Consider the following 11,638-nt stretch of genomic DNA (forward strand, 5'->3'; position numbering starts at 1 on the left):
CGGGTGGCGCGCGGACGCCTGGGCGGGGCAGGATCGCCCGGTGGGCCGCGGCGCGCACCTCGCGACGACGCCCCACCGCGGACGAGGCGTTCCGGACCGACCGGGACGCCGAGGCCGCTCCACGCACCGAGTACCCAGGAGGAACGCCGTGACCGGCACGGTCGAGACCCACGAATTCCAGGCGGAGTCCCGCCAGCTGCTGCAGCTGATGGTGCACTCGATCTATTCCAACAAGTCCATCTTTCTGCGGGAGTTGGTCTCCAACGCCTCGGACGCCCTGGACAAGCTGCGGCTGGAGTCGCTGCGGGACAGCGACCTGGACGCCGACATCTCCGACCTCCACGTCGAGCTGGAGCCCGACGTCGAGCAGCGCACCCTCACTGTGCGGGACAACGGGATCGGCATGTCCCGCGAGGACGTGGTGGCGCTGATCGGCACCATCGCCAAGTCCGGCACCGCCGAGTTCGCCCGCAAGCTCAAGGAGGCGAACGACAACAAGGACGCCTCGGGCTCGACGGAGCTCATCGGCAGTTTCGGCGTGGGCTTCTACTCCAGCTTCATGGTCGCCGACCGGGTCACGCTGGTGACCCGGCGCGCCGGTGAGAAGGAGGGCACCCGCTGGGAGTCCGAGGGTGAGGGCACCTACCGGCTGCAGACGGTCGAGGACGCCCCGCAGGGCACGGCGGTCACCCTGCATCTGAAGCCGGTCGACGAGGAGGACCACCTCTACGACTACACCGCCGCGCACACGCTGCGCGAGATCGTGCGCCAGCACTCGGACTTCATCCCCTGGCCGATCCGGATGGAGGTGGAGCGCACCGAGGACGGTGAGACCACGCGCGTCACCGACACCGTCAACTCGATGAAGGCGCTGTGGGCGCGTTCCCCCGAGGAGATCTCCGCCGAGGAGTACACGGAGTTCTACCGGCACGTCAGCCATGACTGGTCCGACCCGCTGGAGACCATCCACACCCGGGCGGAGGGCACCTTCGAGTACCAGGCGCTGCTGTTCCTGCCCTCCCGGGCGCCGGTGGACCTCTACCACCAGGACGCCCGGCGCGGAGTGAACCTCTACGTCCGCCGGGTCTTCATCATGGACGACTGCACCTCGCTCCTGCCGGAGTACCTGCGCTTCGTGAAGGGCGTGGTCGACGCCCAGGACCTCTCCCTGAACGTCTCCCGCGAAGCGCTGCAGCAGGACCGGCAGATCCAGCTGATGCACCGCCGCCTGGTGAAGAAGGTCCTCTCCGCCGTGAAGTCGCTGCGGGTCAAGGACGCCGAGCGCTACCGCACCTTCTGGCGGGAGTTCGGCCGCGCGGTCAAGGAGGGGCTGATCTCCGACGCCGACAACCGCCAGACCGTCCTGGAGATCTCCTCCTTCCCCTCCACCCACGACGCCGACACCGAGACCGGCCTGCGCGAGTACAAGGAGCGCATGAAGGAGGGGCAGGAGCACATCTACTACCTCACCGGCGAGTCCCGCGCCCGGCTGGAGAGCTCCCCGCACATGGAGGCGTTCCGCGCCAAGGGGTACGAGGTGCTGCTGCTCACCGACCCGGTGGACGAGGTGTGGGTCGACCAGGTGCGGGAGTTCGACGGCACCCCGCTGCAGTCGATCGCCAAGGGCCAGGTCGACCTCGACCCGGCGGCCGACGACGCGGAGGAGGACGGCGAGACGGCGCGCCGCACCGAGGAGTTCGCCCCGCTCCTGGAGTGGATGGGCACCCGACTCGGTGACGACGTCAAGGAGGTCCGGCTCTCCTCGCGGCTCACGACCTCACCGGCCTGCATCGTCGGTGACGCGAACGACGTCACGCCGACGCTGGAGAAGATGTACCGGGCGATGGGTCAGGAACTGCCGCCGGTCAAGCGCATCCTGGAGCTCAACGCCGACCACGCCCTGGTGACGGCGCTCCGTGACGCCCACGGGGCGAACGCCGAGGACGCCGGGCTCGGGGAGACCGCCGAGCTGCTCTACGGCATGGCGCTGCTCGCCGAGGGCGGCGAACTGGCCGACCCGGCGCGCTTCAGCCGCCTGCTCGCCGGACGGCTCGCGGCCGGTCTCTGACCCCGCGACCTGACCCCCGCGACGCACTGGCACCACCCGGCCCCGTTTCCGTCCCCAGGACGGCAGCGGGGCCGGGCGCCCACCATGGCCCCGCGCGTTCGGCGCGACGAGGCGTGGAGGATTCAGCGGGAGTCGGCCGAGATCTCGATCACGATCGTGCTCTCCTCGGTGGTGATGTCGTAGCCGGGCTCTTCGCCGTTCTCGGATTCGATTCCGATGGCCACGTTCTTCTCACCCTCGAACTGCCCGTGGGGGAAGACGTGGGCGACCCGCCCGTCCGTCCTCACTTCCTGTATCTCCTCCATCTCACCGCTCTCGAAGGCGCTCTGTTCCATCAGGCGGAGGAACAGGTACACGTCGCCGTCGACGTCATACGACTCCTCGCTTCGGTCACCCCCACGGGCGACACGGTCCACGTACCCGTCTCCGAGGTAGTCGGGCGCCGCGTTCGCGAACTCCAGGATGACCGTGTCGGAGTCCTCGCCCTCCTCCACCGAGATTCCCGTGAGGGGCGAACCGCTGACCCACTCCTCCGAAGCATCGCTCTCCGAGCCCTCGTCCGTGTTCTCGCCCTCCGGCGTCTCCTGCTGCCCCTCCGGCTCCTCCTGGCCCTGCTCCGTGGCCGGCTCCGAAGCCTCCCCGTCGCTGGAGTCACTCCCGCACGCCGACAGGGCCAGCACCGCCGCCGCCGCCACCGCGACCGACCGCACGCCTGTACCGCGAGTGCCACGCATCCCTTGACCACCTTCACAACGTCTCCGGCCGGTGTCCCCGGCCCTCGTCCCTCCCAGGGTTCCGGCACCGGAGGCGACCGAACGGGACGACACGCCGCACGCAGACAACCCCAACCCTCAAACACACCCGTCGAGTTGGGCCTGATAGCACCACCCCCGACCCGACGCGCCACCGATCACACCGAGCGCTCCGGACGAAGCTCCCCAGGCAGTCGCCCTCGCGTGCCGCACATCCAGGCGTCCACCGCGTCGGCCGCCCCCGTGAGAGCCGTGACCCCGCGCGTCTTCGGCCACGTTCCGATCTTGGGCCGCAGCGGCGGCTGCCCGGCGGGCGCGCGGGCCGACCTGCCACGACCGCGCACCCTGTCCGGACCATCACGTGACTGGTACGGAGGCGGGTCGCCGAGTTGCATGGGGGTGATCTGCCTGAGCGGTCCGGCCGGTCGTCCCGCCACGGCGTCGGAGCGCTCGTGGCGGTCGCGTCACGGCACCATGGGCCACGGCCCGGGCTCGCTCTGACGGCAGACCCTAGTCGGGGCGGCCGGTGCCGGTGTCCAGCTCCCGGTTGGGGCCGGGTGCGTCGGCCGGGCCGCGCGCGGGGGTGTCGCCGGTCCATCCGGCGAGGAAGGCGAGCGCCTCGGCGGAGCGCGATCCGGGCTCCGCGGCGTAGACCACGAGCATCTGGTCGCTCTGGCCGCGGATGTCCAGCACCTGGAACTCCAGGGAGAGTTCACCGACCACGGGGTGTGCGAAGCGCTTGCGGCCGTTTCGCTGGGCGCGCACGTGGAACTCCGCCCACCAGCGCCGGAAGTCGGCGTCCTTCATGGAGAGTTCCCCGACGAGCCGGGCGAGTTCCGGATCGTCCGGGTAGCGGCCGGCGTCCATCCGCAGGTAGGCGACGCACTCCTCGCCGACCCGCTCCCAGTCCAGGTACCTCTCCCGTACCGCTGGGTCCAGGAAGGCGAGCCGGATCAGGTTGCGCCGGGAGGCCGGCAGCAGGCCGAAGTCGGTGAGGAGCGCGGCGCCGAGGCTGTTCCAGGCCAGGACGTCCATGCGCCGCCCGAGAACGAGGGCGGCCACGCCGTTCATGGAGTCCAGCAGCAGCCGGGTCGCGGGCGCCACGCGCTGCCGCCCGGCGCCGGAGGCACTCGCGGTGCCTCCGGCGGTCCGCCCTCCCTCCGTGCCCGCACGGCCCCGGGCCGGCTGCTCGGCGCAGCGCAACAGGTAGTCCGTCTCGTCGGGCCCCAGGCGCATCGCGCGCGCCAGCGCCGTGAGGATCTCGGCGGAGGCGGTGCCGACCCGGCCCTGCTCGATGCGCACCACGTAGTCGACACTGACGCCCGCGAGTGCGGCCAGTTCCTCACGCCGCAGCCCGGGCACGCGACGGTGGCCGGAGGACGGCATGCCCACCTGCTCGGGCCGGACCCGGGCCCGGCACGCCCGCAGGTACTCGCCCAGTTCTGACACGCTCGCCCTCACTTCACTCGGTTCGGACCGGCCCGGGACGCCAGGTGGAGCGGACGCTCGGCGGTTGGACCGTCAGCCGCCGCGGACCACCTTGGTCTCCAGGTACCCGCTGACGCCTGCGGGCCCGAACTCCCTGCCGTTGCCCGACTGCTTGTAGCCGCCCCAGGGCGCCGTCCAGTCGAACTCGGCGTCATTGATCAAGACGTACCCGACGTCGAGCCGTTCCGCCACCTCGCGCGCCCGGTCGATGTCGGCGCCGACCACGTAGGCGGCGAGTCCGTAGTCGGAGTCGTTGGCGATGGCGACGGCCTCCTCGACCGTGTCGTAGGCGATCACCGACATCACGGGCCCGAAGATCTCCTCACGGGCGATGGTCATGCCGTTGTCGACGTCGGCGAAGACGGTCGGGCGGGCGAAGTGGCCGTGCTCCAAGCCCTCCGGCCTGCCGGGGCCGCCGGTGACCAGCCGCGCGCCGGACTCCAGCCCCAGTTTGATGTAGCGCTGGACGGTCTCCCACTGGGCGTGGGACGCCAGCGGCCCCATCCCGGTCTCCGGCAGTCGCGGGTCGCCGATGTTCAGGGCCTCCAGCGAGGGCACGAGGGCCGCCAGGAACTCGTCCACGCGCGCTCGTGGCACCAGCGTGCGGCTGGGTGCGCTGCACAGCTGGCCGGTCATGGACATCATCCACTGGTGCACGGAGTCCACGGCGGTCGCGAAGTCGGCGTCGGGCAGCAGGAGATGGGCCGACTTGCCGCCGAGTTCGGTGTGGACCCGCTTCATGGTGCCGGCGGCGGCGGTCGTGACCCGCCGCGCCGTGGCGAGGGAGCCGGTGAAGGAGACGACGCCCACCCCCGGGTGGGAGCTGAGCGCGTTCCCGGCCACGGCCCCGGAGCCGTGGACCAGGTTGAAGACGCCCGGCGGCACCTCGGCCGCCTCCATGATCTCCGCGATGATCGCGGCGGAGTGGGGGGCGATCTCAGCGGGCTTGACGACCACGGTGCAGCCGGCCGCCAGCGCCGAGGCGGTCTTGCCGGCCACCTGGAGCACGGGGAAGTTCCACGGCGTGATCAGCCCCGCCACGCCGAGCGGTTCGTGACGGATCACCGAGTCGCCGTGCAGGCCGGTGAAGGCGAACTCCTTGAGCACTTCGATCGCCGTGGCGATCTGGAACCGGCCGCCGGGCACATGGGCGCCGCTTGCCAGCGTCAGCGGGGCGCCCATCTCCTCGGTGACGGCCAGGGCGAGGTCTTCGGCCCGGCGGTCGAACTCGGTGAGGACGCGCTCCAGGAGGGCGATCCGCTCCTGTGGGGTGGTGCGGGAGTAGGTGCGGAAGGCACGGGCGGCGGCGGTGACGGCGCGGTCCACGTCGGCAGCGCCGCCGAGCGTGACGCTGCCGCTGGGCCGTCCGTCTGCGGGGTGGGTGAGTTCGAGGACGGTGCCGTCGACCGGTTCGCTCCAGGCGCCGTCGATGTACAGGGTGGTGTGTTCACGCACGGGGACTCCTCGGGCCGTACGGGCCGGGCGGCGGCGCGCTCCCGTCGGCAGCACTCCGCCACCGGGCCTTCGATGGGGTGTGCCACCAGCCTCGCGGTGTGGCGGAGCCTGTTCCAGGCCGTGCTCTTCCTGGGTGAACGGTGCCTGGTACCAGCGTTACCACCCTGGGAGCCGGACGTTCGGCGCCGGGCGCCGCGATACGAACGGCCGTGCGCGGGGTGAGGCCGGAGAGGATCGGAGTATGGCGCGACGACTGCTTCTCCTGCTGCCCCTGACCGCGATCACGGCCGCCTGCGGGGTGTCCGGCGCGGAGCCGGAGGTCTCCCGCCCGGACCGGCCGGCCTGGCTTACCCTCCCCTCCCCCGCCGAGCCGGACCGCCCGGCGGAGCGGGTGACGGAACGGGTGACGGGCCGGACCAGCGTGGCCATGGGACCCGTTCTCCCGCCCACGGCCTGGATCGCGTCCCCGGAGCCGCAGGAGAGCCTCACCCCGGTGCGGGAGGACCCGTCGGTCAGGCGCCTGCCGGTCACCGCCCCGTCCGGGCCACGGATGGCACCGCCCAGCCCCGGGCCGACCGCCGCCCCTCACTCCGCACCCGCTCCCCGCACGGTGCCGCAGCGGACGCCGCGGGCGCCGGAGAATCCGGAGACGGTACTGCGGCCCTCGGGCCTCTGCGAGGCGGCGCACGATCATTTCGACCCGCAGCTGAGGGAGGTCTGCACCTCGCTGTTCGGCCGGTGACCCGGGCCCGCCGAAGTCGTGCGTCACGTGGTGCGTCGCAACGCGGTGGGGCCCGGTGGCGCACACGCACCACCAGGCCCCACCGTTCACTCATGGACCTCGGTCAGGGGAGCCGGCCGGGCTCCGGGTGGTCCAGCGACGCGTCGTAGGACGCGGCACCGGCCGCCACGAGATCCGCCGGGGCGTCGGCGCCCGCCCAGTCGAGCAGCGCTTCGGTGGCCGTGGCCCGGTCACCGGCGGACAGCGCGGAGATGAACGCCTGCGAGTGGTTGGCGCCGGGGGCGGTCAGGACGTGGGCGTCCTGGGCCTCGGGGTCGGCGATCTCGAAGGGCTTGGCGCTCCACGGGTCGCTCCCGCCGTTGACGAACAGCATCCGGCTGCCCTCGTCGCGCACCCAGTCGTGCACGGCGATGACCTCGCTGTCGTCGAACTCGGGCATGTCGATCCGGTTCGGGACGAAGGCGCCGGAGTAGCGCAGCTCCGGGTACTGCTGCATCCCGTCGAGGTATTCCTCGTTGAACAGCGGGTTACCGAGCTGGGTGCCGGCCTGGTAGTAGTACGGCGCCGTGGGCTCCAGCTCGAAGTCCGCGCCGAAGCCGACCCATTCCTCGATGTAGGAGAAGAGCGTCTGGGCGTCGGCCTTGGGCTCGGGCACGTCCAGGCAGTCGTCCCCGCCGCCGTACGACCAGAAGGTGAAGCGCAGCGAGACGATGCCGACTTCGAGGGAGGCGTCGGCGCTCCCCACGGTGTCGAAGGTGGCGTCGTTGGCCTCCGCCCAGCGGTCGTGGAGTTCCAGGAGCTGGGGACGGCGCTGGAGCGCGGTGTGCGCCACACGCTCCACGGCCTCGCGGCACTCCTGGGTGCCGACCGTCTCGAAGAACTCGTCGTACGGGCCGGTGTCCTCACGGTCCGGGTTGCTCGGCGCGACGTACGCGACCGTCCCGTCGAGGTCGTCCGGGTAGTAGTAGTTGTAGTACGCGGCCGCCATGCCGCTCTTGCTGCGGCCGGTGGCGATCCAGCTCTGGTCGTAGACCCCGTCCAGGGCCTGGCGGACGCGGTGGTGGTCGGTGGCGGCCTGCCAGATGTCGAGGGTGGACCAGTCGTCCTCGTCGGGCACCGAGGTGCCGAAGAACCGGTGCTCCACACCGACCTCGTTGGCGTCCAGCAGCTGGGTCGGCTCGCTGTAGGCGGGGTTGGGGTTGAGCCAGTAGCCGTTGGTGGCGAAGACCGTGGGACGGCCGTCGTCCGTGTGCAGGACCGAGAGCCGCTGCTCGAAGGTGTCGCCGTCCGGGTCGCGGTGGTCGACGGGCTGGGTGTAGTCGAGCAGGAAGAACCGGTCGCCGTCGGTGGCCGGCTTCTCCTCGACGAGGGACATGCCGGGTATGGCCTGAAGACGGTCCGCGATGTCCGCCTCTGCGGCGCTCGCCGCCGGTCCGGCGGCGAGGGATGCCACGCCGAGTCCCGCGACGATTCCGAGGGCGGTCAGTTGTGCCGTTTTCGTGCGCCGAGATGCACGCTTCTTGATCGAGATCACTCGGGGAACGTAACAACTCGTAAGCGGGTGTGGCCGTTGAGTCGCTGGCGGATCCCTGCCAACACGTCGGGAGGGCGTCGCCCGGCGCACGTCCCGTCTCCCGTTCGCCCCCGCTCCGGGCCGGGGCGCTTCCGGGCGGCGTTTCCGGTGGTGGGCCGGGGGCAGTGGCTCTTCGGGGACGACCCAGGGAGAAGACGATGAGCGGAACGCTGACCGGCGGCAGGGCCGGGGCTGAGAAGGCCAAGGAGACCGCGCACGACGCGGCGCGCAGCAAGCCCTTCCGGCTGCTGGCACGGGCCGGCCTGGCCTCCCAGGCGGTCATCTACTTCCTGGTGGGTGTGGTCGCCGTAAGGGTCGCCTTCGAGGGCGACGGGCAGCAGGCCGACCAGGGCGGAGCCCTGGAAGAGCTGGCCTCCCAGCCGTTCGGTGCGGCACTGGTGTGGGCGGTGGGCTGCGGTGTGGCGGCCCTCGCCCTGTGGCGGCTCGCCGAAGCCGTGTTCGGGACCTCGGGACCCGAGGGCCGGTCGGCGAAGAAGCGGATACCGGCGGCAGGCGGCGCCGCGCTGTGCGCCATGACCTCCTACACCGTCCTGGCCTTCGCCGCCGGTCAGCAGGGCAGCGGCTCCAGCGACGAGCAGTCCCGGGACATGACGGCGCGGGCCATGGAGTGGCCCGCGGGCCCCTGGCTGGTGGGAGCGGCGGGGGTCGCGGTGCTGGGCACCGGGCTGTGGATCGCGGGGCGGGCCCTCATGCGCAAGTTCCGCGAGGACCTGCGCCCGGGCACCCCGCGCACCGCACGTCGCGCGATCGACGTACTGGGCGTAGCAGGCGGACTCGCCCGGGGCCTGGTCTTCGCCACCGCAGGCGTCTTCGTGGTACGCGCCGCCCTGGAGTTCGACCCGGACGAGGCCAAGGGCCTCGACGACGCGCTCCGCACACTGGCCGAGACCCCCGCCGGGCCGTGGCTGCTGGTCGCGGTCGCCGTCGGACTGGCCCTCTTCGGCCTCTTCGCCCTGGCCATGTCCCGCTGGCAGCGCGTCTGAAGCCCGGAAGCCGCCACCAGAGCCGGACGGACCGAGGACGGCAGCGAGAGGCCCCATCGTGCGTGACACGCACGATGGGGCCTGTCGGTCTGACGGCACTCGCTCAGTTGGTGATCTCGCCCGCCTTGACCCCATCCACGAACGCGGCGAACGCGCTGCCCGGGAGCGCGAGGGCCGGACCGCCCGGGTTCTTGGAGTCGCGGACTGGCACGACTCCGTGCGAGGCGACAAGGTTAGCGGCAATCTCAATGCACTGGCCGCCGTTCTCGCTGTAAGAGGACGTGAACCAACGGGGGGGCTCGGAAGTCACGATGTGCCCTTTCGTAGCTGCTCGATCATGGCAACGGACTGCGCTTGCGAGGGCGCTGCGGCCTGTAGCTGATGGTAAGCCGCGAGCACTGGAAGAACGAACTTGTTGTCTCGTTCCAAGTGACCACGCTGAGCTGACTCCGCGTACGACATCAGCGAGCGGTCCGGGAGCGTGAGGATGGTCACGGGAAGGCTCAGCGGCCGCTGGTCGCCCATGTCGAAGGGGACGACCTGGAGCACAGTGTGGGGAAGCGCGGCGAACTCGCCCAGGCGCGCCAACTGGTCGCCCATCACCCCAGGGCCACCGACTGGCCGTCTCAGACAGCTCTCGTCGAGTGCCACGAACATCAACGGTGGCGGAGTCCGGGCGAGGGCAGCCTGCCGTTGTTCTACGAGCGCGAGCCGCTCGATGCCTTGCTCCGGCGTGATCGCACCTCGCTCAACCGCGCGTGCAGTGAGGGCCTTTGCGTACTCCGGAGTCTGAAGCACGCCGGGGATGACGCCGACTTCGTATAGCCGCATCTCTGCCGCCCTGCCCTCGTGGCGGACGTACTCCGCGAACCCTTCCAGAAGAGCACCGTGCTGAATCTCGCGCCACTGACGCTCGAAGTTGTCCTCGGCCCTCTCTAGCCCGAGAGCCTGGTCCGCTCTGCGCGCGAGGCGCAGAGTCGGAAGCTTGCGATCAGTTTCCACGGCCGAGATGTGCGTGCCGGAGTAGCCCATGCGGCTAGCCAGCTCCTCCTGAGTCCACCCCCTCGCTTCCCTCAGCCTGCGCAGACGCGCACCGAACGCCGCTTGCGGAGAGCTGTCTGGGGTCAGTTCCCGTCGATTCATCTGATTCTCCCTTCTCCCACAACAAGTTGAAGAAGGGCCAACTCTAGAGGACGCTGAATCCGCTTGGTAGTGACAGCACTACGGAGAGGAGTGGTCGTGTGTGCTGAGAATCGGCTCAACGACTGGTGCCACCTGGTACGACACCCCACCCCAAGTTGGGGCCGAAAGAACGTCATCGGACACCCGTGCGACGACGTGTGGTGTGCGGGAGTGCAGCGGTGACGAGGGACGTACCCGTGGACGAGCCGGAGCCTCCGGCCGCATCCGCAGGTGACGCGCCACCGCTCTCTTTGGCCGAACTTGTCGCTCGCTCGGAAGAGTTGGGTCGCAAGATCGAGGCGCACTTGAAGGTGCTGAGGCAGCGGTGAGCGGCGGTTACCGGTTTGCCCGGTTCCATCTCGTGCCTACGAGCGGGCCGTTGGTGTTCCGTGCGCAGTGTGAGGTGTGCGAGGAGATGGGTCCTCGGGCTGAGACGGGTGATGCGGCGATGATGTGGGTGGTCTTCCACTGGGAGGACCACCCGGACCACACCGTCTACCGCGAACTCAGCTCCACCCCGTACCTCGTAAGGCTTCGCTCGTGAGTGCCGGACGGTACGTCGACGGCTACTGGTGCGAAGCGGTCGCACGGTCCGTGGACCTGACCGACACCTGGCGCCTGAGCACCCAACGAACCCACAGCCCAGAGCACGCGCTCGCCTGGCTGCGCGAACAGGCCCTGCGCCTGGCCGACGCCCTCGGCCACGAACCACCCTTCGGCGCCACGGCCGACGTCTTCCGGGAGTGGGCCGCCGACCACGCCCACCAGCGCATTCAACTCACCGCACTGGCCAATGGGCAGCCCATCAGCGCCAACGCCTGCGGACCGGACCGCATCCACGGCCAGGGCCGGGACATCAAGGTCCTCTACTCGCTCTCCGCCCGGCCCATCCACCGCGACGCCACCACTCGCAGGCTTCTGCCCGCAATCTGAACGCCCCCTGTACCGATCTCTTTGGAGACAGCCATGTTCGAAGACATCAGCTTCGCCAACTCCGACCGGGAAGAACTCGAAGACGCAGCGAGGGAGTTGTTCAACCACATCAAGGACCTCGGTGTCCGTCTGGACGACATCGATGTCCTCGACCCCTGCGACGGCTGCCGCCGCCCCGCCTACCTCGTCCACCTCGGCAACCTCACCCGCGACGACATCACCACCCTCAACGCGGCCCTGCGGCAGCACCCGGCCGCCAAGTCGGTGACCCGCCGGCCATGACCCACCTCCGCGCCCACGCCCTCCGCCTGCCCGCCGACCACATCCGCATCGGCGACTACCTCAACCTCGGCGGCGACACCACCCGCGTCACCTTCGCCGAACACCGAGGCGGCCTCACCCGCCTCGAACTCGACACCGAAACCCGTATCACCCTCAAAC

Annotated in this window: 12 protein-coding genes; 6 read left to right on the forward strand and 6 right to left on the reverse strand. The window is 70.6% G+C overall.

Annotated elements, in window-relative coordinates; genetic code table 11:
* The first annotated feature begins 148 nt into the window (after positions 1-148).
* Entirely contained in the window at positions 149-2,068 is a 1,920-nt protein-coding gene (gene htpG, locus E0D90_RS17905; protein ID WP_130799237.1) for a molecular chaperone HtpG, read from the forward strand.
* 122 nt (positions 2,069-2,190) lie between these two features.
* Here htpG and E0D90_RS17910 read toward each other — a convergent pair whose 3' ends face one another.
* From E0D90_RS17910 to E0D90_RS17920, 3 genes are all read right to left on the reverse strand, one after another.
* Positions 2,191-2,802, reverse strand: coding sequence for a hypothetical protein (locus E0D90_RS17910; protein WP_130799238.1), 612 nt, complete (start codon positions 2,800-2,802; stop codon positions 2,191-2,193).
* A gap of 528 nt (positions 2,803-3,330) precedes the next feature.
* Positions 3,331-4,269, reverse strand: coding sequence for a helix-turn-helix domain-containing protein (locus tag E0D90_RS17915; protein WP_130799239.1), 939 nt, complete (start codon positions 4,267-4,269; stop codon positions 3,331-3,333).
* Positions 4,270-4,341: 72 nt separating this feature from the next.
* Positions 4,342-5,763 carry an aldehyde dehydrogenase family protein gene (locus E0D90_RS17920; RefSeq protein WP_130799240.1) on the reverse strand — a complete coding sequence of 474 codons (1,422 nt, stop codon included), beginning with the start codon at positions 5,761-5,763 and terminating at the stop codon, positions 4,342-4,344.
* A 241-nt stretch (positions 5,764-6,004) separates the two neighbouring features.
* Here E0D90_RS17920 and E0D90_RS17925 point away from each other — a divergent pair, with 241 nt between their 5' ends.
* A complete protein-coding gene (locus E0D90_RS17925) occupies positions 6,005-6,505 on the forward strand; it encodes a hypothetical protein (RefSeq protein ID WP_130799241.1) in 501 nt (166 codons plus the stop codon).
* A gap of 103 nt (positions 6,506-6,608) precedes the next feature.
* Here the strand turns inward: E0D90_RS17925 and E0D90_RS17930 are convergent, their stop codons facing one another.
* The gene (locus E0D90_RS17930) at positions 6,609-8,039 is read right to left on the reverse strand and encodes a S28 family serine protease (protein ID WP_130799242.1); all 1,431 of its coding nucleotides are present in this window, start codon (positions 8,037-8,039) and stop codon (positions 6,609-6,611) included.
* A gap of 197 nt (positions 8,040-8,236) precedes the next feature.
* On the opposite strand from E0D90_RS17930, the gene E0D90_RS17935 reads away from it, so the two are divergent.
* On the forward strand, positions 8,237-9,082 hold the full coding sequence (locus E0D90_RS17935; RefSeq protein WP_130799243.1) for a DUF1206 domain-containing protein: 846 nt from the start codon (positions 8,237-8,239) through the stop codon (positions 9,080-9,082).
* A 103-nt stretch (positions 9,083-9,185) separates the two neighbouring features.
* Here E0D90_RS17935 and E0D90_RS17940 read toward each other — a convergent pair whose 3' ends face one another.
* Together E0D90_RS17940 and E0D90_RS17945 are read right to left on the reverse strand one after the other, a co-directional pair.
* Positions 9,186-9,392 carry a DUF397 domain-containing protein gene (locus tag E0D90_RS17940; protein ID WP_103501688.1) on the reverse strand — a complete coding sequence of 69 codons (207 nt, stop codon included), beginning with the start codon at positions 9,390-9,392 and terminating at the stop codon, positions 9,186-9,188.
* The gene (locus E0D90_RS17945; protein WP_103501687.1) at positions 9,389-10,225 is read right to left on the reverse strand and encodes a helix-turn-helix domain-containing protein; all 837 of its coding nucleotides are present in this window, start codon (positions 10,223-10,225) and stop codon (positions 9,389-9,391) included. The genes E0D90_RS17940 and E0D90_RS17945 overlap by 4 nt, the downstream gene beginning before the upstream one ends.
* A 364-nt stretch (positions 10,226-10,589) precedes the next feature.
* Here E0D90_RS17945 and E0D90_RS28630 point away from each other — a divergent pair, with 364 nt between their 5' ends.
* The 3 genes from E0D90_RS28630 to E0D90_RS17955 are packed head-to-tail and all read left to right on the forward strand — an operon-like array spanning position 10,590 to position 11,479.
* Positions 10,590-10,808 carry a DUF7848 domain-containing protein gene (locus E0D90_RS28630; protein ID WP_103501686.1) on the forward strand — a complete coding sequence of 73 codons (219 nt, stop codon included), beginning with the start codon at positions 10,590-10,592 and terminating at the stop codon, positions 10,806-10,808.
* On the forward strand, positions 10,805-11,197 hold the full coding sequence (locus E0D90_RS17950; RefSeq protein ID WP_130799244.1) for a hypothetical protein: 393 nt from the start codon (positions 10,805-10,807) through the stop codon (positions 11,195-11,197). The genes E0D90_RS28630 and E0D90_RS17950 overlap by 4 nt, the downstream gene beginning before the upstream one ends.
* Positions 11,198-11,230: 33 nt before the next feature.
* Positions 11,231-11,479 carry a hypothetical protein gene (locus E0D90_RS17955; protein ID WP_130799245.1) on the forward strand — a complete coding sequence of 83 codons (249 nt, stop codon included), beginning with the start codon at positions 11,231-11,233 and terminating at the stop codon, positions 11,477-11,479.
* The last annotated feature ends 159 nt before the right edge of the window (positions 11,480-11,638 follow it).

Origin of the sequence: Streptomyces otsuchiensis (genome assembly GCF_004305975.1) — a bacterium.
GTDB classification, from domain to species: Bacteria; Actinomycetota; Actinomycetes; order Streptomycetales; family Streptomycetaceae; genus Streptomyces; species Streptomyces otsuchiensis.